Source organism: Streptomyces sp. NPDC002476 (assembly GCF_042889785.1).
In the GTDB taxonomy this organism is placed as follows: Bacteria; Actinomycetota; Actinomycetes; order Streptomycetales; family Streptomycetaceae; genus Streptomyces.
Genome location: NZ_JBIARH010000006.1, coordinates 113,430 through 138,353 on the forward strand (window position 1 = coordinate 113,430; position 24,924 = coordinate 138,353).

Consider the following 24,924-nt stretch of genomic DNA (forward strand, 5'->3'; position numbering starts at 1 on the left):
TAACCGGCCGACCTGTGGACCCGGGAGTCGGTTCAGTTGTCGCGCTTCTCCTTGATCTTCGCGGCCTTGCCGCGCAGCTCACGGAGGTAGTACAGCTTGGCGCGACGGACGTCACCGCGGGTGACGAGCTCGATCTTCTCGAAGATCGGGCTGTGCACCGGGAAGGTGCGCTCGACGCCGACGCTGAAGGAGACCTTGCGGACCGTGAAGGTCTCGCTGACACCGGCGCCCTGGCGGCGGATGACGACGCCCTTGAACTGCTGGATACGGGAGCGGTTGCCCTCGATCACTCGCACGTGGACGTTGACGGTGTCACCGGGGCGGAACGCCGGGATGTCGGTACGCAGCGACGCGGCATTGACGTCATCGAGCAGGGAAGCCATTTTGTCTGCTTTCTTCGCCGATGCCACAGGTCATCGACGGGAGGTCGTGAGGATGGGATGCCGCGCGCGCCGGGCGGGCGTCTGGACCGCTCCCCCGCGTACGGAGGAGGCGACGGCCGTTCCCCCTGTGGCAGGGGCGCTCGCCGGACGCACAGCAGCGTCCTATTCTTCCACGGCCTCGGGTCTGCGCCAAAATCGGCCCCCGGGTTCCGGGGACCAGCCGAGGATGGAGAGGATCTCGCGGTCCTTCTTGTCGAAGCCGCTCGCCTCGCAGCGCTCGATGAGGTCGGGCCGGTTGAGCGCGGTGCGGCGGAACGCCTCGTCCCGGCGCCAGCGCGCGATCCTGCCGTGGTGGCCGCTGAGCAGGACCTCCGGGACGCCCCGGCCGCGCCACTCGGGCGGCTTGGTGTAGACGGGCCCCTCCAGCAGGTTGGCCATCGCGCCGGGGGCGAAGGAATCGTCCTGGTGCGACTCCGCGTTGCCGAGCACTCCGGGCAGCAGCCGGGCCACCGCCTCCGTGATCACCAGCACCGCGGCTTCCCCGCCGGCCAGCACATAGTCGCCGATGGACACCTCAACGACCGGTATGCGGGTCGCGTACTCGTCCATCACCCGTCGGTCGATGCCCTCGTAGCGGGCCGGGGTGAAGATCAGCCACGGCCGCTCGGAGAGCTCGACGGCGAGTTCCTGGGTGAACGGACGGCCGCTGGGCGTGGGCACCACGAGCACCGGGGCGTGCGCCCCCGCCTCGTAACCGCTCGCGAGGACGTCGTCCAGCGCGTCCCCCCAGGGCTCGGTCTTCATGACCATGCCGGGGCCGCCGCCGTACGGGGTGTCGTCGACCGTGTTGTGCCGGTCGTACGTCCAGCCCCGCAGATCGTGGACGTGCACGTCGAGCCGGCCGCGGGCGCGGGCCTTGCCGACCAGGGAGACGTTCAGCGGTTCCAGGTACTCGGGAAAGATCGTGACGACGTCGAGACGCATCAGGCGTCCTCTCCGGAGCCGGACGCCCAGGTCCCGTCGGCTCGGGTTCCGCCCTCCCGGACCCCGTCCGCCGCGTCCTCGTCGCGCGAGGACGCGATCACGGCCTGGGTCTCGTCGATCAGCCCCGGCGGCGGAGCGATCACCGCGCGCTGCTCCTCCAGGTCGATCTCGGTGACGATCTCCTCGACGAACGGGATCATCACCTCGCCGCCGTCCGGCCGCTCCACGATGAACAGGTCCTGGGACGGCAGATGCGTGATCTCGGTGATCCGGCCGATCGCAGTGCCGTCGGCGAGGACGACGTCGAGGTCGATCAGCTGGTGGTCGTAGAACTCCTCGGGGTCCTCCGGGAGCTCGGCCGGGTCGACCTCGGCGATCAGGAGCGTGTTGCGCAGCGCCTCGGCGGCGTTGCGGTCGCGCACGCCCTCGAAGCGCAGCAGCAGCCGCCCGCTGTGCACCCGGCCGGTCTCGATCGTCAACGGTCCGGCGGAGGCCGGATCGGTGGCGAGCACGGCCCCGGGCGCGAGCCTCAGCTCCGGCTCGTCCGTACGCACCTCGACCGTGACCTCGCCCTTGATGCCATGGGCACGGCCGATCCGCGCGACTACCAACTGCACCTTGTGTTTCTCCTGTCCCTACGACCCTGTTCCACGTTCCACCCGACCCCGTCCCAGGTCCTGTCTTCAAACCGCCGCCTGCCGTGCGACGCCTGGCACGCACGGGTCTCCCCTGTTCGAGCGAAGCCGAGAACTCGGGGAAGCACCAGATGCCGCACGGCCCGGCCTCCGGCCGAACGACGACAGTTCGAAGACAGGACCTACGACGCCCCGCACCCCTGTCGTACGACGACGGGCCGGGGCGGGCTCATGGCCCTCCCCGGCCCGTGCCGGTGTTCAACTTTCTCAGCGAACCTGGTCCACATCGACGAGGTCGACGCGGATACCACGACCGCCGATGGCGCCCACGACGGTACGCAGCGCGCGTGCGGTGCGGCCGTTGCGGCCGATCACCTTGCCGAGGTCATCGGGATGGACCCGGACCTCCAGCACGCGACCGCGGCGCAGGTTGCGCGAGGCGACCTGCACGTCGTCGGGGTTGTCGACGATGCCCTTCACGAGGTGCTCGAGAGCCTCCTCGAGCATGCTCAGGCCTCGGTCGACTCGGCGGGAGCGGCCGCGTCAGCAGCCTCGTCCGCCTTCTTGTCGGACTTCTTCGCCTTCTGCGTGATGGCCTCGCCCTTGGCCTCCTCGCCGTCGCCCAGGCTCTCGAAGAGGGCCCGCTTGTCGGCCTTCGGCTCCGGCTGCAGCAGCGGCGCGGGGGCCGGGAGACCCTTGTGGGCCTGCCAGTCACCGGTGAGCTTCAGGATCGCGAGAACCGGCTCGGTCGGCTGGGCGCCGACGGAGAGCCAGTAACGCGCGCGCTCCGAGTTGACCTCGATGCGCGAGGGGTTCTGCACCGGGTGGTACAGGCCGATCTCCTCGATGGCCCGGCCGTCACGGCGGGTACGGGAGTCGGCGACGACGATGCGGTAGTGAGGCGAACGGATCTTGCCCAGACGCTTCAGCTTGATCTTGACTGCCACGGGAGTGGTGTCTCCTGGTCTATGACGTGATTGGGCACGACGAGATGCCACGTGGGGTTGCGGTACTCGGGTGCCCGATGGACGCGTCAGCCGGAGGAGAGAGGGGTCCTGTGCGGCTGTCGAGTACAGCTGGCTATTCTGCCACACCCCATGAGGTCACCTCACAGCGACCGCCGCTTCCGGAATGCGGAACGGCTTTCCGCAGCCTCCGCAGACGATCGGCGCCTGCGCCAGGACCGACGGAACGACCCGCACGTTGCGCCCGCAGTCGCAGACGGCCTTGACGCGGACACCTCCCCCGGAGGAGCCGTGCCGGGCGGCGGGCCCGCGGAACGAACGCTTGGTGTCGGCGGCGGTGGCGACGGTGTGCGCCTTGAGTGCGCGCTGCAGCCGCTCGATCGTCGGGCGGTACCGGCGCTTGGCCTCGGGATTGAGCGTGACCAGCGAGAAGCCGCTGCTGGGGTGGGGCTCCTCGGCGTGGTCGAGACCCAGTTCCTCGGCGATCGCGAGGAATCGGCGGTTGTGATAACGGCCGGCCCGCGAGGTGTCACGCACACCTCGCGCGGCGGCGATGCCATGGACTGCCTCGTGCAGCAGTCGCTCGAATGAGAGTTCGGCGCCACAGGCGGACGAGGACTCTCCGATCAGGGACTCGGGAGCGGCGAGATCCGGCAGCTCGGGGTGGTACCGCTGAATGTCGGCCCACGCCTGCGCCAGCTCCGCGGCAAGTACAGGTGGTGTCGTGCTCACGTCGTGACAACGAGCGCGAGTGCCCCGGTGTTCCGATTCCGGGCCATCCCAAATAATTTGCACGTACCAGTCAGTTGCCATTGATGCGTCCTGACGAGGGCGGGTGCGCAGATCTGCGGAGAAGTCTCACAGCTCACGCCAAGGTGGTACGTAGCGACTGGTACGCCTGGACGTGTAGACGGGTGTGTAGACGGCAACCGTACGCGGGCCGCCCGGCGGCCTCCGAGGCGGGTACGTGTTCCCGGGACGGGTACGGCGCCGCCGACGGGCGCACCGCCGTCGAGGACACCTGTCGGCCGGGGCGGCCGGGCGGGCGCCGCGCCGGCGGCGCGGCGTCCTCGACGTGCCCGGTTCCGCGTGTCGGGTGAGACTGGGGTGAGGAACGGGCAACAGGCGTACGGAGCATCCGCTTTCCGGTGTCCGCCTGTCGGCGCCCGTCAACCGGCGCCCGCGCGCCGCCGGGGCGGCCCCTGCGTGTCCTCGACGAGGAGACCGCCTCCCGGAGGCCAGTGGCGGGTGCGCGGTTCCCCGGCCCGTGGAGGGCGGCGCGGACGCGACGGGGGCACCACTCGGGCACGACCGATCGGACAGGACCGACCTCTCGGCGGATTGGGGCGCTTCCATGACACGTACGCTCGTCCGGCACCACGGCCACGCGGACACGGCCGGCACGGTGGCCCCCGGTACTCGCGCCCGGGACTGGGCGGAGATCCAGGAACGGATGCTCGCACCGCTGTACGAGGCGGTGTACGAGCGGCTCGAAGTGGGAAAGGGCACCCGATTGCTCTCGCTCGGCTGCGGCTCCGGTCTCGCGCTGCTGATCGCCGCCGGGCGCGGGGCGCGCGTCACCGGCGTCGACACCGACCCGGACCGGCTGGAGCTCGCACGGGCGCGGCTGCTGCCCGGTGCGTCGGGCGACGAGGGCCCCGGCACGGCGGGGCATCGGCTCGTGGCCGGTGATCCGTCGGAGGCGGCCCCGGTGGACGGAACGCCGTACGACCTGATCACGGCGTTCACCCCGCTCGCGTGCACGGACGGCGACGACGAGCGGCTCGTGGCGACGCTGCGCGCCGCCGTACCGCTGGCCACCCGGGGAAGCGCGGTCGTCCTGACCGGGTGGGGCCCGCCGGAGCGGTGCGCGACGGCGCCGGTGCTGCGGGTGGCGGGCCGGGGTGCCGACGGGGGCCGGGCGTCACGTTCCGGCGGCTGGCGTCCGCCGCGCCGGGACGACCTCGAAGAAGTGGCGTTCCGGGCGGGTCTGATGCCGGACGGTTCCGGGCGGGTGGCGTGCCCGTTCGGTTACCCGGACATGGAGAGCGCGGTCCGGGGACTGCTGTCCACCCGGCTGTTCGACAGGGCGGTGCGGGCGAGGGACCGGCGCCGGGTGGAGAGCGAGGTGGCGCGGGCCCTGCGTCCGCACCGGCGGCGGGACGGCAGCGTCTGGATGCCGAACGTCTTCCGCTATCTCGTGTGCACCGTCTGAGGCGGCTGTCCTGCCCGCGCGCGGCTACGACCCTGCTGGACCTGTCCTGTCACACCCGCCGGGGCGTCGGCCCCCCGCGCCCCCGAAAGGGCTCCCCCTGCTGCATGCCGCCGCCCGTACGCGGTCCCTTCCGTGCTCCTCCGTACGCGGGCCGGGGCGTCTTGAAACCTCGTCCCCGTGCACACGTCCGGTGATGGCGGTCGCTATGTGCCCGAACGGGTGATGCCCGCCGCCCGGTACGCCTCGGCCTCGTCCAGAGTCTCGTTCGCCAGCAGGGCCGCGGCCAGCGCGTCCAGGCGGTCCCGGTTCTCGCGCAGCAGCCCGCACGCCGCCTCGTAGCACTCGTCGACGATGCGCCGCATCTCGCCGTCCACGGCGTCCAGCGTCGAGGGGGCGGCCGACAGTCCGTACGCCTGCTGGGCGTCGCCCGGGATGGCCGTCAGTCTGCCGACCCTGGGGCTCATGCCCCAGCGGCCGACCATGCCCCGGGCCAGCTGGGTGACCTGCTCCAGGTCGCTCTCGGCACCGGTGGTGATGACTCCGAAGACGACCTGTTCGGCGGCCATCCCGCCGAGCGCGCCGATGATCCGGCCGCGCAGGTACTCCTCCGTGTACGCGTACTTGTCGGCCTCCGGTGTGGAGAGGGTGACGCCCAGGGCCCGGCCGCGCGGCACGATGGTGACCTTGCGGACCGGGTCCGCCCCCGGCTGGACCATGCCGAGCAAGGCGTGGCCGCTCTCGTGGTAAGCGGTCCTGCGGCGTTCCTCGTCGGACATGATCAGCGAGCGTTCGGCACCGAGCTGGATCTTCTCCAGAGCGTCCGAGATGTCGGAACGGTTCACCTCGCCCTGCCCGCGCCTGACGGCGAGCAGCGCGGCCTCGTTGGCCAGGTTGGCGAGATCGGCGCCGGTCATGCCGGGGGTCGTGGTGGCCACCTGGCCCAGGTCCACGTTGTCGGCGAGCGGGATCCGACGGGTGTGGATCTCCAGGATCGCCTCCCTGCCGTTCCGGTCGGGCGGGCTGACCTGGACGATCCGGTCGAAGCGGCCGGGCCGGGTCAGCGCCGGGTCGAGGACGTCCGCACGGTTGGTGGCCGCGAGGACGACGACGCCCTCGGAGCCGGAGAAGCCGTCCATCTCGGTGAGGATCTGGTTCAGTGTCTGCTCGCGCTCGTCGTGGCCGCCCATGCCGGTGCCTCCGCCCCGGGCCCGGCCGATGGTGTCGATCTCGTCGATGAAGACGATCGCGGGGGCGACCTTGCGCGCCTCCTGGAACAGTTCCCGGACCCGGCTCGCGCCGACGCCGACGATCATCTCGATGAACTCGGAGGCCGACGCCGAGAAGAACGGCACCCCCGCCTCGCCCGCGACGGCCCGGGCGAGCAGGGTCTTGCCGGTGCCGGGCGGTCCGACGAGGAGCACGCCCCCGGGCATCCGGGCGCCCATCCTCCGGTACGCCTGCGGGTTCTTCAGGAAGTCCACGACGTCGTCGAGTTCGCCCTCGACCTCGTCGATCCCGGCCACGTCCTTGAAGGTGGTGCGCTTGCCAGCCTCCAGTTCGACGGGCTTGGGCGGGGCCTTGCGGCCGAGGCCGCCGAGCCCGCCGCCCGTGCCCCGGGCCATCCGCCGGGCGACGAACACCCAGAGCAGCACGAGCAGCAGCATCGGTGCCAGCGAGATCAGCAGGTTCGCGAGAAGGCTCCGCTGCTGTACGACGGGCTCGGCCGTGACCGTGACATCGCTCTTGACCAGTTCGGCCCAGAGGTTGTCGTCCGCGAAGGCCGGGCGCTGGGTGACGAACCTGGTGTACTTGTGGTCGGTCCCCGGGACCTTCGCCTCCTTCTTGAGCTGCCCCTCGATGGCATCGCCCTTGGAGTAGATCTTGGCCACGTTCCCCGAGGTGACCTGCTTGCTGAATTCCGTGTAGGAGACCGACCGTCCCTCGGCGCCGTTGAAGAAGGACAGCACCAGGTTGGCGAGCAGGTAGACGGCGAGCGCGGTCAGCAGCAGCCCGCCCCAGCCTCCCGGCATCTTCCGGCCCTGCGGCGGGGGCGGCGGGGCGCCCTCGGAACGCCACGGCTGGTCGGTGCGATCGCGCGGAGGTACGGGACTGGTCACGCATGCTCCTCTTCCGGCAGCCGTTAGACGTGACATTAGATGAAAAGTCAGATCACGGCTTCTCGTGAGCCCGTCCGGTCGGCCCGAGGGAGGGAAACGCCACGGAGAACGCCGCGCGGGGCGACGACCACGGGAGGACGGCCGCGGGAAGACGTCCGAAGGCGACGGCCGGAAGGAGACGATCACAGAGCGGCTTCGGAGCACATGCGCGAGGGGCGCCCGCCGCCCTCGGGTTCCAGGAGTCTTTCACTGGAAACCGGAGTCGGCGGGCGCCCCTCGGGTACGGACCGTCGCACGGCCCGCGTCCACGGCTCGCGGTGCGGTCAGCCCATGAACTTCTTGAACTCGTCCGGCAGCTCGAAGCCCTTGTCGCCCGGGGCCGGAAGGCCGGGCGCACCGCCCTGCGCGGCCTGGGCGCGACGGGCAGCGGCGGCCTGCTCCTCGGCCTTGCGCTTCATCGGGTTGCCGCTCTTGCGCTTGCCCTTGGCCTGCTTGACCTGCTTCTTCTGACGGCCGGGGCCACCACCCATGCCGGGCATCCCCGGCATACCAGGCATCCCGCCGCCCTGCGCCATCTTCGACATCATCTTGCGCGCCTCGAAGAACCGCTCCACCAGGTTCTTCACCGCGCTGACCTCGACACCGGAACCCTTGGCGATGCGCGCCCGGCGCGAGCCGTTGATGATCGTCGGCTCGGCCCGCTCCTTCGGGGTCATCGACTTGATGATCGCGGCGGTGCGGTCCACGTCGCGCTCGTCGATGTTGTTGATCTGGTCCTTGATCTGCCCCATGCCGGGCAGCATCCCCAGCAGCTTGGAGATGGAGCCCATCTTCCTGACCTGCTCCATCTGGGCCAGGAAGTCGTCGAGCGTGAAGTCCTGCCCCTTCTTGGACGCCAGCTTGGAGGCCATCTTGGCGGCCTCTTCCTGGCTGAAGGTCTTCTCCGCCTGCTCGATCAGGGTGAGCAGGTCACCCATGTCGAGGATGCGGGACGCCATGCGGTCGGGGTGGAAGGCGTCGAAGTCGTCGAGCTTCTCACCGTTCGACGCGAACATGATCTGCTTGCCCGTGACATGGGCGATCGACAGGGCCGCACCACCGCGGGCGTCGCCGTCGAGCTTGGAGAGCACCACGCCGTCGAAGCCGACGCCGTCGCGGAACGCCTCGGCCGTGTTGACCGCGTCCTGACCGATCATCGCGTCGACGACGAAGAGGATCTCGTCGGGGCTGACGGCGTCACGGATGTCCGCGGCCTGCTGCATCAGCTCCTGGTCGATCCCGAGACGGCCGGCGGTGTCGACGATCACGACGTCGTACTGCTTGGACCGGGCGTGCTCGATCGAGTCCTTGGCGACCTGGACCGGGTCGCCGACGCCGTTGCCCGGCTCGGGGGCGTACACCGCGACACCGGCCCGGTCGGCGACGACGCTGAGCTGGTTGACGGCGTTGGGGCGCTGGAGGTCACAGGCGACGAGCAGCGGGGAGTGGCCCTGGCCCTTGAGCCAGCGGCCGAGCTTTCCGGCGAGGGTGGTCTTACCGGCACCCTGGAGACCCGCGAGCATGATCACGGTCGGCGGGTTCTTGGCGAACCGCAGCCGCCGGGTCTCGCCACCGAGGATGGAGACGAGCTCCTCGTTGACGATCTTGACGACCTGCTGGGCCGGGTTCAGCGCCTGGGAGACCTCGGCGCCACGCGCCCGCTCCTTGACGTTGGCGATGAAGGCCCGGACGACGGGGAGGGCGACGTCCGCTTCGAGCAGGGCGATACGGATCTCGCGTGCCGTGGCGTCGATGTCCGCCTCGGACAAGCGGCCCTTGCCCCGGAGGTTCTTGAAAGTCGCGCTAAGACGGTCGGAGAGAGTATCGAACACGGCGCTCGTCGGTCCTCGGGGTCGGGGGCATAGCAGATCGCTCTCTAGAGTATCCGGCTCGGGCAAGCGGCAGCCCCTGCCCGCCCTCTTCTGCCGACGAGGGCCGCGGCGCCGCGGTGGCGGGAGCGGTGTCCGCACCGGGCGCGCACGCGATGGACGGCGGTCGACGCCGGAACGTCCTGCGGCCGACGGGGAACATGTCCATCGGCATCCGCCCGGTGTCCACCAGGACGAGCATGCCGCCCACGCGGGCGAGCGCGCTCCCTCGCGCCTCACCGCAAGGCGTCCTCCAGAGCCTTCGCGAGGGGCGCCGCCTCCGCGTCCGCCGGCACCGAGCCGTCCTTCCGGGCCGGGGTCCCCGTCCGGGCGTTCAGGGCGAGGGCGGGCCCGCCGGTACGCAGGGTCTCGACGGCGAGCCGTTCCTCCTCGGCATCGGGCTCGGCGGGTTCCGGTTCTTCGGATTCCCGGCCGGCGAGCACGGCGGCGACGCGCCCGACCAGGTCGTCGACGAGCAGGGCGCGCCAGGCGGACCAGGCGGCGGGGCCGGTGGCGAGGGCGTCCGCCTCCGTGAGGGCGTGCAGGAGCTCCAGGGTGGACGGGGTGGAGACGGCCTCGGCGACGGAGCGGACGGTCGCGGGGTCGTCGAGGTCGCGCCGGGTCGCGGTCTCGACGAGCAGCAGGTGATGGCGTACGAGGGTGGCGATCACGCCCACGTCGTGCCGGTCGAAACCGATCCGGGCCGCCGTGTCCCGGGCGATGACCTCACCGGTGACCGAATGGTCGCCCGGCCGGCCCTTGCCGATGTCGTGCAGGAGCGCGGCGACGAGCAGGAGGTCGGGCCGTCCGACGCGCCGGGTGAGAGAGGAGGCCCGGACCGCCGTCTCGACGAGGTGGCGGTCGACGGTCCAGGTGTGGACGGGGTTGCGCCGGGGGCGGCAGCGGACGCGTTCCCAGTCCGGGAGCAGTCGGCCGATCAGCCCCTCGGCTTCGAGCGCCTCCCAGACGGGGACGGAGGCCCCGCCCGCGCCGAGGAGGATGACGAGTTCCTCGCGGGCCTCGGCGGGCCAGGGCACCGGGAGCGGGCGGGCGGTGGCGGCGAGGCGGCGTACGGCGTACCGGGAGAGCCCGGACCGGGCCGCCGCCGCGGCGGCGCGCAACGGCAGCACCGGGTCGCGTTCGGGGCGGGCGGTGCGGGCGAGGACGGCCTCGCCGTCGGCCTCGACCACGCCGTCGGCGAGCGGGGTGCGCTCGGTCCCCGCGGGCCTGCCGCCGCCGAGGAGGGCGCGCGGCCGGGGGCGGGCGGAGCGGGCGCGCAGGACGCGGTCGACCTCGCGCCAGGTGGTGTCCGCCGCGTACGAGACCGTGCCGGCGGCCTCGTACACCTGCCGGAGCAGGGCGTCGGCGTCGAGGAGTCCGAGGGCGGCGGCGACCTGGTCCTGTTCCTGGAGGGCGAGGCGTTCGGTGGCGCGGCCGGTGGCGAGGTGGAGTGCGTCCCTGGTGTCGAGGAGGACGCGGCGGGCCCCGGCGAGGCCCTCGCGCGGGGCGTCGGCGATCCACGAGGCGGCCACGGCCCGCAGGGCGGTGAGGTCGCGCAGTCCTCCGCGCGACTCCTTGAGATCGGGTTCGAGGAGGAAGCGCAGCTCGCCGTGGCGTTCGGCCCGTGCGCGGCAGAGTTCGGCGAGGGCGGGGAGCCGCCCGGGAGCCTGGTCGCGCCAGTCGGCGAGGACCGCGGCGCGCAGGGCGGCGACGAGGCCCGGATCCCCGGCGACCGGCCGGGCGTCCAGCAGTCCGAGCTGGACCCTGAGGTCCTCGCCGGCCGTCCGGCGGGCTTCCGCGGGGGTGCGTACGGAGTGGTCGAGCGCGATGCCGAGGTCCCAGACGGGGTACCAGAGGTGGTCGGCGAGGGCGGCGACGGCTCCGGGGCCGGCCCCGCCGTCGTGCAGGAGCAGCAGATCGAGGTCGCTGCGCGGGGAGAGTTCGCCGCGTCCGTAGCCGCCGACCGCGACGAGGGCGGCGCCCCCGACGCCGGTCCGCCCGGCGGCCGTGGTGAACAGCGCGGTGAGCCAGTCGTCGGTGAGCGACGCGAGGGCGGTGCGCCGCCGCGGCCCGGACCGCTCCGCCGCCCGCAGGAGGCGCAGGCGGGCCGCCGCGTAGCCGCCGGGTCCCGGGGCCGTGGATCCGGTGGTCACGTCGGTGGCCGCACCGGTGTTCACGTCGGGGGGCGCTTCGGCGCTCGTCATCCGGGTGCCTTTCGTTTCGGGGCCCCGGGGAGGCTGTGCGAGCCGCCCCGGGGTCCGGGCCGGTCCCGGGCGGCGTGCGCCCGGTCCTCGGCCGGCCGGAACGCGCCCCAGCACGCGTCCGGTCGGAGATGGTCCGCTCAGAGCGCGTCCGGGCCGCGTTCGCCCGTCCGGACCCGGACGGCGGTGTCGACCGGCACGCTCCAGACCTTGCCGTCGCCGATCTTGCCGGTCCGGGCGGCCTTCACCACGACGTCGATGAGCTGTTCGGCATCCTCGTCCTCGACGAGGACCTCGATGCGGATCTTGGGGACGAGGTCGACGGTGTACTCGGCGCCCCGGTAGACCTCGGTGTGGCCGCGCTGCCGTCCGTACCCGCTGGCCTCCGTGACCGTGAGTCCCTGGACGCCGAAGGCATGCAGGGCCTCCTTGATCTCGTCGAGCCGGTGCGGTTTCACGACCGCCGTGATGAGCTTCATGCGTCCACCTTCCTGGTGTGCCGTACCGCCGTGGAGCCGGTTCCCGGGGCCGCGTCTGCGGCACGCGGCGACGTTCCGCCGCCCGCTCCACCGAAGTCGTACGCGGTCTCGGCGTGCTCGGCCCGGTCGATGCCGGAGATCTCGTCGTCCTCGCCGACCCGCATCCCGATCGTCCGGTCCAGGAGGAAGGCCAGGGCCGCGGAGACGACCAGGGAGTACGCGAGGACGGAGAAGACCCCGACGGCCTGCTTGCCGAGCTGTTCGAGGCCACCGCCGTAGAAGAGGCCCTTGGCGGGGGACTGGACACCGCCGGTGGCGAAGAGACCGACGAGGAGGGAGCCGACGACACCGCCGCCGAGGTGGACGCCCACGACGTCCAGGGAGTCGTCGTAGCCGAACCGGTGCTTCAGGCCGACGGCCGTGGCGCACAGCACCCCGGCGACGGCCCCGACCGCGAGGGCACCGAGCGGGCTGACGGCGCCGCCGGACGGTGTGATGGCGACGAGGCCCGCGACCGCGCCGGAGGCCGCGCCGAGCGTGGTGAAGGAGCCGTGGCGGAGCTTCTCGTACGCGAGCCAGGAGAGCATCGCGGCGGCGGCGGCGACCTGGGTGTTGACGAACATGACCGCGGCGACGCCGTCGTCGTTGCCCAGCCACGATCCGGCGTTGAAACCGAACCAGCCGAACCAGAGCAGTCCGGCGCCGAGCATCACCAGCGGCAGGCTGTGCGGTCGCAGCGGGTCCTTCGCGAAGCCGACGCGCCTGCCGATGACGAGGACGACACCGAGGGCGGCGGCGCCCGCGTCGATGTGGACGGCCGTGCCGCCCGCGAAGTCGATGACGCCCATCTCGTAGAGCCAGCCGCCCGAGCCCCAGACCCAGTGGGCCACGGGGAAGTACACGACGGAGGCCCACAGCGTGATGAACAGGGCCCAGGAGGTGAACCTCACCCGGTCGGCCAGGGCGCCGCTGATCAGTGCCGGGGTGATGACGGCGAACATCAGCTGGAAGACGGCGAAGACGTACACGGGGATGGTGTGGCCGTCCCGGAGCTGGTTCAGGCCGATCCCGCTCAGCCCCACGTAGTCCGGGGCCCAGCCGACGACCGATCCGATGTCGTTGCCGAAGGCGACACTAAACCCGTAGAGCACCCACAGGACGGTGACGATCCCGAGGCTGATGAAGCTCATCATCAGCATGTTGAGGGTGCTCCTGACGCGGACCATTCCGCCGTAGAAGAAGGCCAGGGCCGGGGTCATGAGCATCACCAGGGCCGAGCAGATGAGCATGAACCCGGTGTTGGCGGCAGACAGGCTCGGAGGGGCTGCGGCGAGCGTCGTGATGCCTGGGGGCATCGGCGCCTCCTCGTCGTCGGAGCGGCCGCGGCCGGACGGACGGGCCGTGTGCGCAACCGCTGGGAAGGACCCGTGCGGGACCGTCGGAAAGGCCGCGTGCGGGACCGCTGGAAAGGCCGCGTGCGGGACCGCTGGGAAGGTCAGGTGCGGACCGCGGGGGAGGATGCGGGCCGTCGTGCACCACGAGAATCGCCCGGCGCGGTTTCCGGCGATGCCGCACGGTGTTTCGCGGCGGTGACGAACGCGTCCGGTGTGTTAAGTCCCCGTGAACCGTCGATGGCGCACGTGCCCCCGGGCACGTACGACGCCCGACGCCGCACACGGGCCGCGCCGGGCGCCCGCGAGAGCAGGGCCGGCCGGCCCCCTTCCGCGTCCCGCCGGGCTCACGCACCGGCTTCGCGCACCGGCCTCCCGTGCGCGCGCTTCACGTCGCCTCCCGCACCGCGGGCGGGAATGCGAACCGGCCACGCCGGCCACTCCGCGACCTGGCGATTGGGGGAGCCGAAGTCGATGTGTGCGGGGCGGCCGTCGTGGCCGGTGTCCGGGGCGCCGCCCGTCAAACCGCCTCGGCGGTTTCGGGCAGCTGCTCGGTGAGGAGGTCGGTCAGCCTGGCGACCTCGGGGATGTCCCCGAAGTCCCTGGCCGCGGTGTCGACGGTCTTGCGGAGCCGGGTGTTGACGCGTTCGGAACGGATCTTCTTGGCGATCCGGAGCGCCTTCTCGGCGAGCAGGGTGGACTCCTCGGGCTCGCGTTTGAGCAGGTGGACGCTTGCGAGACCGATCAGGTTGAGCGCGTAGGACCGCTGATGCTCGTCGTCCTGGCTGAACAACTGGACCGCCTTGCGCATGCGCGGTTCGGCGAGCCCGGCGTACGTGGGTCTGCGGCCCGCGATGTAGGCGAGGTCGCGGAACGAGTGGGAGTTCTCGCCGTTGAGCTCGGCCTCCGAGAAGAAGCGGATCCAGTCGGGTTCGGGCTCGCCGTCGATCCCGACGTCGAGGAACGTGTCCTCGGCCATCCGGACGGCTCGCTTGCACTTGGCCGCCTGGCCCATGTTGGCGTACGCGCGGGCCTCCATCGCGTACAGCATGGCCTGGGTGCGCGGGCTGGCGCAGTCGCGGCTGCCGTACTGGGCGAGGTGGATCAGTTCGAGGGCGTCGTCGGGCCGTCCGAGATGGATCATCTGCCGGCTCATGCTGGAGAGAACATACGAACCGAGCGGTTTGTCCCCGGCCTCTTTCGACGCGTGCAGCGCCAGAACGAAGTACTTCTGGGCCGTGGGCTGGAGACCGACGTCGTAGCTCATCCAGCCCGCCAGCTCGGCCAGCTCGGCCGCGCAGCGGAAGAGGCGCTTGGCGGTGGCCTCCGGCTGAGGCTCCTGCAGCAGGTCGGTGACTTCGTGGAGCTGGCCGACGACGGCCTTGCGGCGCAGACCGCCGCCGCACTGCGCGTCCCACTGGCGGAACATCGCCGTGGTCGACTCCAGCAGGTCGAGCTCGGGCCCCGAGAGCTTGGAGGGACGACGGGCCGCCGCGGCCGGCTCGGGCTCCGCGGGTCCGGAGGCGGCCACGGGCACCAGCCAGCGCTGCATGGGTTCGACGAGGGCGGGTCCGGCGGCGAGGGCGAGCGAGGACCCGAGGAATCCGCGCCGCGCGAGCATCAGATCGCTGCGCGAGAACTCGCTGAGCAGGGCGACGGTCTGCGGTCCGGCCCAGGGCAGGTCGACCCCGGACACGGAGGGCGACTGGTGCGCGGAGCGCAGTCCGAGATCCTCGACCGCCACGACCGAGCCGAAACGCTCCGAGAACAGCTCGGACAGAATGCGCGGAATGGGCTCGCGCGGCTGCTCGCCGTCGAGCCAGCGCCGCACCCGGGAGGTGTCGGTACTGATGTGATGCGCACCCATTTGCCGCGCCCGCCGATTGACCTGCCGCGCCAGCTCGCCCTTCGACCAGCCGCTGCGCACGAACCACGAACTCAATTGCTCGTTGGGGCGCCTACCGGCATTCGTATCGCCTGCGCCGCTGCCACTCACTGGAACGCCCCCATCCCGCTGAAACCGTCGCGATCCCGACGAACGCTGTCGCGCGAACCGCTGTGAGAATGCCCTGATCCGATGACGCCCATACGGAGACTGCACGCGATCGAACAGGAAATCGGGTTGCCTCCGGCATACCCGTGCGCGCACATACTTCCATGGTTCGTGTACCGACGGTAATCCTACGATCACCACCTCGGCGAGGGTGCCTGCGGAAACGCCACCATTCGCCACCCCTTCGGATGAACGCGAACGCCACGGGGCGCGATTCACTTGACACACGGTCGATCAATTGTGGTTGCAGCGACGCACGAAAGGGGCGCACGGCTCACGCCGCGCCACCGCGTGCGCACCGGCGCATCACGGATCGCGACGACGGGGTGTCATGCCGTCATTCCGCGTCGTAACCACCGGCGAGTCGGACCCGTTGGAGGGGGCATGGGCTTCACGATCGGCGGCATCCGCGAGATGCGCACCGGCTCACGACGCCGCGGCCGTACGGCCGAGAGCACGGCGGTGGCCGAGTACACAGGACTGTGGGGCTGGGCCGTGGCACCCGGAGCGCGCGTCGTGGACGGCCGCTGCTCGTGCGGGAAGGACCGGTGCCCATCCCCCGGCGCCCATCCCCTCGACTTCGCGCCCGAGATCCCGCCGGGCGCCGCGCTCGACGCGGCGGTGGAGGCATGGGCCCGGGTGCCGGGCGCCTCGCTGCTGCTGCCCGTGGGGCGCGGTTTCGACGTGCTGGACGTCGCGGAGGCCGCCGGGCGCCGGGCCCTGGCACGCATGGAACGGATGGGGCTGCCGCTCGGCCCGGTCGTGCAGACGCCGTCGGGGCGGGCGCGGTTCTTCGTCGCGCCGGGCGCCGCCGCCGAGCTTCCGCGTCTGCTCTACCGGTTGGGCTGGGACGACGCGGGGCTGGACCTCCGGGCGCTGGGCCCGGGCCACCACATCACGGCCCCGCCGTCCGACGAGGGCGGTCTCGGCCCCGCCCGGTGGCTGCGCCCGCCGGTGCTGGACACGGCGGCCGCGCCGCCCCCGGCCCGGCTGCTGCTGGGCACGCTGGCGTACAGCTGTCATCGCGCACCCCTGCGCGACTGACGTCGGCGCGCTTTCCCGCACATGCGGGCGTCCCCCGCGCGCGTTCGGCGTCCCCGCGCAAGAGGGTCCGACACCCGGCGAGAGGGTCCGACGCCCGAAAGGATCCGGCATGAAGTCGGACTCGGGAAAGGATCCCGCACGAAAGAGCCCGACCGCCGGAGTTCCGGCGGTCGGGCTTCTTCGTGAACGGGGCGGCGCGGGCGTCAGTCCCCGATCAGGGCGTCCACGAACGCCTCCGGCTCGAACGGCGCCAGGTCGTCCGGTCCCTCGCCGAGGCCGACCAGCTTCACCGGTACGCCCAGCTCGCGCTGCACGGCGACGACGATGCCGCCCTTCGCGGTGCCGTCCAGCTTCGTCAGCACGATGCCGGTGATGTCGACGACCTCGGCGAACACCCGGGCCTGCACCAGACCGTTCTGCCCGGTCGTCGCGTCGAGGACGAGCAGGATCTCGTCGAGCGGCCCGTGCTTCTCGACGACCCGCTTGACCTTGCCGAGCTCGTCCATGAGGCCGGTCTTGGTGTGCAGCCGCCCGGCGGTGTCGATGAGGACGACATCGGCGCCCTCGGCGATGCCCTCCTTCACCGCGTCGAAGGCGATCGACGCCGGGTCGCCGCCCTCGGGGCCCCGGACGGTACGGGCGCCGACGCGCTCGCCCCAGGTCTGGAGCTGGTCCGCGGCGGCGGCGCGGAAGGTGTCGGCCGCGCCCAGCACGACGCTGCGGCCATCGGCGACGAGCACCCGGGCCAGCTTGCCGGTGGTGGTGGTCTTGCCGGTGCCGTTGACGCCGACGACCATCACCACACCGGGGGTGTCCAGGCCGCTCTCGGTCTTGACCGCGCGGTCGGCGTCGGTGCCGATCAGCGTGAGGAGCTCCTCGCGCAGCAGGGCGCGCAGCCCTTCGGGGGTACGGGTGCCGAGGACGCGAACGCGCTCGCGGAGCCGTTCCACCAGCTCCTGGGTGGGGGCGACGCCGACGTCCGCGGTGAGGAGGGTGTCCTCGACCTCCTCCCAGGTCTCCTCGTCGAGGTTGTCCCGGGACAGGAGCGTGAGCAGCCCCTTGCCGAGGGAGTTCTGCGAGCGGGCGAGCCGGGCGCGCAGCCGGACGAGCCGGCCGGCGGTGGGCTCGGGTACTTCGAGGGCGGGGACGGCGAGCGCCTCCGGCCCGACCTCCTCGACGGCCTCCGCGACGGGCGCCTCGGCCGTGGGGGGAGCGACCTCCTCGATGGTGCGGCGCGGTTCCTCGCGCGGCGTCTCTGCTTCCTCGCCGACTTGGGGCTCGGCGGGAGGAGTGATGGTCGGCGTGCTCGGCGGCGCCGGGGGCAGCTGCTTCTTCTTGCGGCCGCTGACCACGAGCCCGCTGATCACGCCGACTGCGACCAGGGCGATGACTACAGCAAGGATGACGAATTCCATAACTCGTCCAGTATCAGCCACACCCGGCCGTGCGGGCCGCCCCGAGGAGCGGGCCGCGCGAGGCGCCACGGAGAATCACCCGCACCCCCGCATGGCCGTTATGCGCTTTTTCGTGACATTTACGGCAAAGGTGCGATCCCGCGTCCGCGCAGACAGACGCCCGGCTTCACGGTCCCGCGGGTGCGGGCGGTCGGACTCGGCGCCGCCATCAACCCGTTCCCGAGCCCGCTCAGCCTGTTCCTGAGCCCGCCGCCGATGACGACCGCGACGGGCTTCATGGACGCGTTCGCCTCCTTCCTGTCCCTGTTCGCGGTGACGTTCGCGGCATGGATCGGGGTCTTCGGCGCGGACCAGCCGCAAGGGCGCGTGTACGACCCGGCGGCGCTCCTGGACACCGGCCCGGGCGGCGGCTGCTGGTACACCGGCGGATTCTCCGTACCGGCGGCGGCCGCGTGTGCCGCGGGACCGGTCGCGGGAGTGCTCCCGACCGGCGCGAGCGGCTCTCCGGCCCACTTCCCGGCACCCGGCCCGGGCGGCACGGGCCGGGGCGGGTGGCCACCGTCCACCGTCTCCGGGGCGCTGCACGCGGCCCTGCCGCGGCCCGTCGCCGGGCACACGGGCGGACGGCGGGACGACGCACCCCTACACTTCTGACGGCACGTCAGATAGTGTCCGGCCTCGCCGAGTCCGACCGACGAAGAGGACACGCGTCATGGCCTTCACAGTGGTCCGGTTCAATCTCGTCGATCCCGCCGCAGGCCCCGAGTCGCTCTCGGCCCGCTACCGCGCCTCGCTGGAGATGGCCGCGTACGCCGACGAGCACGGGATCGACACCGTGCAGACCGAGGAGCACCACGGCGCCGAGAACTCCTGGCTGCCCTCCCCCTTCGTCTTCGCCGGGGCGGTCCTCGGCTCCACCCGCCGGATCGCCGTCACCGTCTCGGCGATCATCGGACCGTTGCACGACCCGCTGCGGCTGGCCGAGGACATCGCGGTCCTGGACCTGCTGAGCGCGGGCCGCCTGATCACGGTGGCGGGGATCGGATACCGGCCGCAGGAGTACGAACGGGCGGGCGTCGAGTGGACGAACCGCGGCAGGCTCCAGGACGAGCTGCTGGAGACCCTGGTGCGGGCGTGGACCGGGGAGCCGTTCCCGTACCGCGGCCGTACGGTTCGCGTCACGCCGCGCCCGTACACCCGGCCGCACCCTCCGCTGCTGGTGGGCGGCAGTTCGCGGGCGGCGGCGCGGCGGGCGGCGCGGTTCGGTCTCCCGTTCTTCCCGAGCGCGCATCTGCCGGAGCTGGAGACGTACTACCACGAGCGTCGGGCGGAGCTCGGGACGGACGGGTTCTGCATGATGCCGTCGGCCGAGACGCCCCTGCTGCACGTGTCCGAGGACCCGGACCGGACGTGGGCGGAGCACGGCGAGCACTTCCTGCACGAGGCGCGCACGTACGCCTCCTGGCAGTCCGCGGGCATCCGTTCCGCCGTGCGCTCGGCGGCGGGCACGGTGGGCGCGCTGCGGGACGAGGGCGTCTACCGGGTCGTCACCCCGCGGGAGTGCGCCGCTCTGGCCGGGAAGCTCGGCAGTCTGGTGCTGCATCCGCTGTGCGGCGGGATGCCCCTCGAGGAGGGTTGGCGCAGCCTGCGGCTGTTCTGCGAGGCGGTCGCGTCGCGCTGATCCGGCGCGCGGGCGGTCCACGCCCGGGGGCGGGGCGCGGGGGAACGGGCACGGGTCAGCCCATCTCCTCCAGCGCCTTGCCCTTGGTCTCCCGCACGAACCTGAGCACGAACGGAATGGAGAGCGTGGCGAAGCACGCGTAGATGATGTACGTGCCCGAGAGGTTCCAGTCGGACAGGCTCGGGAAGCTCGCGGTGATCAGCCAGTTGGCCATCCACTGCGCGGAGGCGGCGACCCCGAGCGCCGCCGCGCGGATCCGGTTCGGGAACATCTCGCCCAGGAGGACCCAGACGACGACGCCCCACGACAGGGCGAAGAAGAGCACGAACACATGGGCCGCGACGAGCGCCACCACGCCCTGGGTGTGCGGCAGCTTCCCGCCGACGAGCGGGGCGGAGAAGGCCCATGCCTCAAAAGCGAGGGCGACGGCCATGCCGGTGGAACCGACCAGCGCGAGCGGCTTGCGTCCCACCCGGTCCACCAGCGTCATCGCGATGACGGTACCGATGATGTTGATGATCGACGTGGTGAACGAGTAGAGGAACGACTCGCTCGGGTCGATGCCGACGGACTGCCACAGCGTCGCCGAGTAGTAGAACGCCACGTTGATGCCGACGAGTTGCTGGAAGACCGACAGGCCGATGCCGATCCAGACGATCGGCAGGAAGCCGAAGCGCCCGCCGAGCAGGTCCTTGAACGAGGACTTGTGCTCCCGGCGCATGGCGGTCTCGATATCGGCCACCCGCGCGTCGAGGCCGACGCCCTTGCCCTCGACCTCCTCCAGGATCTTCCGGGCCCGGTCCTTGCGGCCGATCGAGATGAGGAACCGGGGCGATTCCGGGATCGCCAGCGACAGCAGCCCGTACAGGGCGGCGGGGACGACCATCACGCCGAGCATCCACTGCCACGCCTCCAGACCGCCGATCCGGCCACGCTGATCCCCTCCGGCGAATTGCAGGATGCCGTAGTTGACCAGCTGCGAGACGGCGATGCCGACGACGATCGCCGCCTGCTGGAAGGAGCCGAGGCGGCCCCGGTAGGCGGGCGGCGAGACCTCTGCGATGTACGCGGGGCCGATCACGGACGCCATGCCGATGGCGAAGCCTCCGATGATCCGCCACATGGCCAGGTCCCAGAGCGCGAACGGGAGCGCGGAACCGACGGCGCTGATGGTGAAGAGCACGGCGGCGATCTGCATGCAGCGGATCCGGCCGATGCGGTCGGCGATGCGTCCCGCCGTGGCCGCGCCCAGCGCACAGCCGATCAGGGCGATGGCGATGACCTGGGCGAGTGTCGCCGAGCCGATGGCGTACCGGCTGCGGATCGCCTCCACGGCGCCGTTGATGACCGAACTGTCGTAGCCGAAGAGGAAGCCGCCCATGGCGGCGGCGGCCGTGATGAAGACGACATGGCCGAGGTGATCCGGTTGGGCGGCGCGGGCTCCGGACGCCGGTCCCTGCGCGGTGTCGGTCACATGAACTCCTGATGCCTGGACGCGTCGTCAGGTGCGGGCAACGAGCCGTGCGGGAAGCGTGCTCCCCAGGGGGGACACACCCCAGTGGGGCACAACTTTCCGGCTGCCACCACTTGAAGGGGCGGGGCGGACCGTACGACCGTCGCGTTCGGCTCCCGAAGGCACCGTCGCCGCATCGGCACCCGTCCGTTCGGGACGACGCGTGCGACGGGTTGGAGTGTCGAAGGCCGACGGGGCTCAGCGCAGCCGCTGGCTGATGACCTTGGAGACCCCGTCCCCCTGCATCGAGACGCCGTACAGCGCGTCGGCGACCTCCATCGTCCGCTTCTGATGCGTGATCACGATCAGCTGCGAGCTCTCCTGGAGCTCCTCCATGATCCGGATCAGCCGCTGCAGATTGGTGTCGTCGAGGGCCGCCTCGACCTCGTCCATCACATAGAACGGGCTGGGTCGGGCCTTGAAGATCGAGACCAGCAGGGCTACCGCCGTCAGCGAGCGCTCCCCGCCGGACAGCAGCGAGAGCCGCTTGACCTTCTTGCCCGGCGGCCGGGCCTCGACGTCCACGCCGGTCGCGAGCATGTTGTCCGGGTCCGTCAGGACGAGCCGCCCCTCACCGCCCGGGAACAGCCGCGAGAACACGCCCTCGAACTCCCGGGCCGTGTCCCGGTACGCCTCCGTGAACACCTGCTCGACCCGCTCGTCGACCTCCTTGATGACCTGCACCAGATGGGCCCGGGTCTTCTTCAGGTCTTCGAGCTGCTCGGAGAGGAACTTGTGCCGCTCTTCCAGGGCCGAGAACTCCTCCAGGGCGAGCGGATTCACCTTTCCGAGTTGCTGATACGCCCGTTCGGCCGCCTTCAGCCGCTTCTCCTGCTCGGCCCTGACGAACGGCCTCGGCCGGTTCCGCGGGTGTCCGGGATCGTCCGGCACCCCCTCGCCCACCGCGGCGGGCGAGGGGGGTACGAGCTGGTCGGGACCGTACTCGGCGACCAGGGCGGCCGGCTCGACGCCCAGCTCCTCCAGCGCCCTCGCCTCCAGCTGCTCCATCCGCAGCCGCTTCTCGGCGCCGATCACCTCGCCCCGGTGGACCGAGTCGGTGAGCTTGTCCAGCTCGTCCTTGAGCGCGCGGCCCTGGTCGCGCTCGGCCGTCAGCTCGCGTTCGCGCTCCGCCTTCGCTTCCTCGGCCGCGGACCGCTCGCGCTCGGCCCGTACGACGGACACCTCGACGTGGGCGAGCAGCTGACGCGCCCCGGACGCGACGGCGGAGGCCACATGGGCCTCGTGCCGACGCCGGGCGCGGCGCCGCTCGGCACGGGCCCGGACGTCGCGTTCGGCGCGGGCCGCCCGGTCGAGGGAGTCCGCGCGGCCCGCGAGCCCCTTGACCCGCTCCTCGTGGGTACGCACCTGGAGGCGGGCCTCCATCTCGGTCTGGCGGGCGTTGGCCCCGTCAGCGGCGAGCCGGTCGCGCACGGAGGTGTCCGGCTCCTCCTCGATGGGCGTCTCCTGGGCGACGAGCAGCCGTTCGGCCAGCTCCTCGGCCTCCTCCGTCGCCCGGTCGAGGGCTTCCTGGGCACGCGCGGCGGACGCGGTCGTGCGCTCGGCCTCACCCGCCGCGCCACGCGCCTGCCCGGCGAGCCGTCCCAGCCGCTGGGCCACCCTGGACTTCTCCCGTTCGGCGGCCCGGCGCCGTTCCCCCAGCTCCTCGACCTGCCGGGCGCACGCCTCGCGCCGCTCCCCCGCGAGCCGCTGGACCTCGGTCAACTCCGCACACCGCAGGGCCAGTTCCTCCATCTGGGCGGCAGCCTCGTCGACCGACGCCTGCGCCTCGAGGAGGCTGGGCGCCCCGGCGGAACCGCCGTGAGCGAAGTGGGCCGAGAGGATGTCGCCCTCGGCGGTCACGGCGGTCAGTCCGGGACGCTCGGCGACGAGGTCCTCGGCGTCCTCCAGCGTGCCGACCACCACGGTGTCCCGCACCAGTCCGCGCACGGCGTCCACCAGTTCGACGGGGCCGCGGACGAGGTCGGCCACGGCCGGCGGCGTCCCGACCGGTCCCGCACCGGCCCCGTCGGCCAATCCCGCACCAGTCCCCTCCGCCGGTCCCGCACCGGACTCCCCGGCCGGTCCCCCACCGGGACCGTCGCCCGGCCCCGCCGCCGGGCCTCCGACGGGGGCGCCCAGCAGCAGGGCCGCCCGCCCCGCGTCCTGCTTGCGCAGCAGCCGGATCGCCTCCGCCGCCGTGGCCGGATCGGTCACCGCGACCGCGTCCGCCGCGGCGCCCAGGGCCGCCGCCACCGCCACCTCGTACCCGGGCTGCACGAACAGGAGCTCCGCGGCCGGCCCGAGCAGACCGGGCAGCCGGCCTCGTGCGCCGAGCAGCGCGCCCGTGCCGTCCTTGCGGCGCAGCCCGAGGGCCAGGGCCTCGTGACGTGCCGCGACGGCCGCCCGTTTCCGTTCGGCGGCGGTGGCGGCCTCCCGGGCCGCGGAGAGCGCCGCCTCCGCCTCCGCGAGTTCCCGCCGGGCGTCCTCGTACCGCTCGCCGAGCTCCGCGTCGCCCGCGTCCAGGCCCTCGACCTCGGCCCTGAGCTGCTCGTACTCCTCCTGAGCGGCGACCGCCCGCTCCTGGGCCTCGTCCCGTGCGGCGGCGAGCCGGTCGATCTCGGCCTGGGCCGAAGCGGCCCTGCCACGGGCCGCGTTGACCTGTCCGCCGAGCCGGGCGAGCCCTTCGCGGCGGTCGGCGATGGCCCGGGCGGCGTCCTTGAGCCCGCGCTCCTCGGCGGCCAATCGCCGTTCCAGCTCGGCGCGGTGGGCGGCGGTGTCCTCCAGCGCGTGTTCCGCCGCCTCCAGGGCGGCCGTCAGTTCCGCCTCCTGCTCACGGATGCGGGTGGCCTCCCGTTCCATGTCCTCCGGATCGCGGCCGCGCCGCTCCTCCTCGACGGGCGCGGTGGCGCTCTTCACCCGGGCGTCGGCCAGCGAGATCGTGCCGCGTACCCGTTCGGCCAGCTGCGACAGCTCGTACCAGGTCTGCTGGGCCCGCTGGAGTCGCGGCGCCAGCCGCCGCACCTCCTCCTCCAGCCTCGCCTCGCGCGCCAGAGCCGCCTTGAGCGCCGCCTCCGCGGCCTCCCGGCGTTCCTTGAGCGCAGCCTCGTCCGCGAGCTCGCTGCGCAGCGCGGCACGCAGCGCGACCAGGTCGTCGGCGAGCAGCCGCAGCCGCGCGTCGCGCAGATCCGCCTGGATGACGGCGGCCCGCCGTGCCACGGCCGCCTGCCTGCCCAGCGGCTTCAGCTGCCGTCGCAGTTCGTCGGTCAGGTCCTGGACGCGGGCCAGATTGGCTCCCATCGCGTCCAGTTTCCGCAGCGCCTTCTCCTTCCGCTTGCGGTGCTTGAGCACACCCGCGGCTTCCTCGATGAACGCGCGACGCCCGGAGGGGTCGGCGTGGAGCACCGAGTCCAGCTGGCCCTGGCCGACGACGACGTGCATCTCCCGGCCGATACCGGAGTCCGAGAGGAGTTCCTGGATGTCCAGGAGCCGGCAGGTGTCCCCGTTGATCTGGTACTCGCTGCCGCCGTTGCGGAACATGATCCGAGTGATCGTCACCTCGGCGTACTCGATGGGCAGTGCGCCGTCGGAATTGTCGATGGTCAGCGAGACCTCGGCCCGCCCGAGCGGCGGCCGGCCCGTGGTGCCGGCGAAGATCACGTCTTCCATCTTCCCGCCGCGCAGGGATTTGGCCCCCTGTTCCCCCATGACCCAGGAAAGCGCGTCCACCACATTGGACTTGCCCGACCCGTTCGGGCCGACGACACACGTGATACCGGGTTCGAACCGCAGCGTCGTGGCGGAGGCGAACGATTTGAAACCACGCAGGGTCAGGGCCTTGAGATGCACGCCGCCGGACTCTACCTTTCGCGCTCGGTTTCACCGATGAAGGTGCAGTGCACATCAGACGGTAACGACCTGGGGAACCATAGGGAGTGGATCGG

Annotated in this window: 18 protein-coding genes and 1 pseudogene; 4 read left to right on the forward strand and 15 right to left on the reverse strand. The window is 72.1% G+C overall.

Features of this window, described 5'->3' with window-relative positions:
• Window positions 1-32 precede the first annotated feature (32 nt).
• The 6 genes from rplS to ACFYXM_RS09545 form a co-directional block, all read right to left on the reverse strand.
• Window positions 33-383 (reverse strand): 50S ribosomal protein L19, encoded by a 351-nt coding sequence (gene rplS / locus ACFYXM_RS09520; RefSeq protein ID WP_148839582.1) that lies wholly within the window; start codon window positions 381-383, stop codon window positions 33-35.
• Between the two features lie 162 nt (window positions 384-545).
• Window positions 546-1,367, reverse strand: coding sequence for a tRNA (guanosine(37)-N1)-methyltransferase TrmD (gene trmD, locus ACFYXM_RS09525; RefSeq protein ID WP_351629602.1), 822 nt, complete (start codon window positions 1,365-1,367; stop codon window positions 546-548).
• Complete coding sequence (rimM, locus tag ACFYXM_RS09530; protein WP_389288416.1) at window positions 1,367-1,984, reverse strand: ribosome maturation factor RimM; 618 nt, start codon at window positions 1,982-1,984, stop codon at window positions 1,367-1,369. Before rimM ends, trmD begins: the two co-directional genes overlap by 1 nt.
• Window positions 1,985-2,269: 285 nt before the next feature.
• Complete coding sequence (locus ACFYXM_RS09535; RefSeq protein ID WP_005311361.1) at window positions 2,270-2,509, reverse strand: RNA-binding protein; 240 nt, start codon at window positions 2,507-2,509, stop codon at window positions 2,270-2,272.
• Window positions 2,510-2,511: 2 nt separating this feature from the next.
• Entirely contained in the window at window positions 2,512-2,949 is a 438-nt protein-coding gene (rpsP, locus tag ACFYXM_RS09540; RefSeq protein ID WP_073784878.1) for a 30S ribosomal protein S16, read from the reverse strand.
• A gap of 156 nt (window positions 2,950-3,105) precedes the next feature.
• Entirely contained in the window at window positions 3,106-3,699 is a 594-nt protein-coding gene (locus ACFYXM_RS09545) for a hypothetical protein (RefSeq protein WP_328906096.1), read from the reverse strand.
• A gap of 622 nt (window positions 3,700-4,321) precedes the next feature.
• Between ACFYXM_RS09545 and ACFYXM_RS09550 the strand changes: the two genes are divergently transcribed.
• Window positions 4,322-5,182 carry a class I SAM-dependent methyltransferase gene (locus tag ACFYXM_RS09550; RefSeq protein WP_389288417.1) on the forward strand — a complete coding sequence of 287 codons (861 nt, stop codon included), beginning with the start codon at window positions 4,322-4,324 and terminating at the stop codon, window positions 5,180-5,182.
• Window positions 5,183-5,385: 203 nt separating this feature from the next.
• Here the strand turns inward: ACFYXM_RS09550 and ftsH are convergent, their stop codons facing one another.
• The 6 genes and pseudogenes from ftsH to ACFYXM_RS09580 form a co-directional block, all read right to left on the reverse strand.
• Entirely contained in the window at window positions 5,386-7,299 is a 1,914-nt protein-coding gene (ftsH, locus tag ACFYXM_RS09555) for an ATP-dependent zinc metalloprotease FtsH (RefSeq protein WP_389288418.1), read from the reverse strand.
• A 323-nt stretch (window positions 7,300-7,622) separates the two neighbouring features.
• A complete protein-coding gene (ffh, locus tag ACFYXM_RS09560) occupies window positions 7,623-9,170 on the reverse strand; it encodes a signal recognition particle protein (protein WP_360104065.1) in 1,548 nt (515 codons plus the stop codon).
• Between the two features lie 314 nt (window positions 9,171-9,484).
• Window positions 9,485-11,410, reverse strand: a pseudogene (locus ACFYXM_RS09565) ([protein-PII] uridylyltransferase); the annotation flags it as partial.
• 137 nt (window positions 11,411-11,547) lie between these two features.
• A complete protein-coding gene (locus ACFYXM_RS09570; protein ID WP_389288419.1) occupies window positions 11,548-11,886 on the reverse strand; it encodes a P-II family nitrogen regulator in 339 nt (112 codons plus the stop codon).
• Complete coding sequence (locus tag ACFYXM_RS09575) at window positions 11,883-13,241, reverse strand: ammonium transporter (protein WP_389288420.1); 1,359 nt, start codon at window positions 13,239-13,241, stop codon at window positions 11,883-11,885. The genes ACFYXM_RS09570 and ACFYXM_RS09575 overlap by 4 nt, the downstream gene beginning before the upstream one ends.
• Before the next feature lie 556 nt (window positions 13,242-13,797).
• Window positions 13,798-15,273, reverse strand: coding sequence for a hypothetical protein (locus ACFYXM_RS09580; protein ID WP_389288421.1), 1,476 nt, complete (start codon window positions 15,271-15,273; stop codon window positions 13,798-13,800).
• Window positions 15,274-15,714: 441 nt separating this feature from the next.
• Between ACFYXM_RS09580 and ACFYXM_RS09585 the strand changes: the two genes are divergently transcribed.
• Window positions 15,715-16,374, forward strand: a complete 660-nt coding sequence (locus ACFYXM_RS09585) for a bifunctional DNA primase/polymerase (RefSeq protein WP_389288422.1) — start codon at window positions 15,715-15,717, stop codon at window positions 16,372-16,374.
• Between the two features lie 203 nt (window positions 16,375-16,577).
• Here the strand turns inward: ACFYXM_RS09585 and ftsY are convergent, their stop codons facing one another.
• Complete coding sequence (gene ftsY, locus ACFYXM_RS09590) at window positions 16,578-17,789, reverse strand: signal recognition particle-docking protein FtsY (protein ID WP_389288423.1); 1,212 nt, start codon at window positions 17,787-17,789, stop codon at window positions 16,578-16,580.
• A 180-nt stretch (window positions 17,790-17,969) separates the two neighbouring features.
• On the opposite strand from ftsY, the gene ACFYXM_RS09595 reads away from it, so the two are divergent.
• On the forward strand, window positions 17,970-18,443 hold the full coding sequence (locus ACFYXM_RS09595) for a cytosine permease (protein ID WP_389288424.1): 474 nt from the start codon (window positions 17,970-17,972) through the stop codon (window positions 18,441-18,443).
• Window positions 18,444-18,501: 58 nt separating this feature from the next.
• Complete coding sequence (locus tag ACFYXM_RS09600) at window positions 18,502-19,470, forward strand: LLM class flavin-dependent oxidoreductase (protein WP_389288425.1); 969 nt, start codon at window positions 18,502-18,504, stop codon at window positions 19,468-19,470.
• A gap of 55 nt (window positions 19,471-19,525) precedes the next feature.
• Here the strand turns inward: ACFYXM_RS09600 and ACFYXM_RS09605 are convergent, their stop codons facing one another.
• Both ACFYXM_RS09605 and ACFYXM_RS09610 read right to left on the reverse strand, forming a co-directional pair.
• Entirely contained in the window at window positions 19,526-20,944 is a 1,419-nt protein-coding gene (locus tag ACFYXM_RS09605) for a sugar porter family MFS transporter (protein WP_389288426.1), read from the reverse strand.
• Window positions 20,945-21,181: 237 nt separating this feature from the next.
• Entirely contained in the window at window positions 21,182-24,829 is a 3,648-nt protein-coding gene (locus ACFYXM_RS09610) for an AAA family ATPase (RefSeq protein ID WP_389288427.1), read from the reverse strand.
• Window positions 24,830-24,924 lie beyond the last annotated feature (95 nt).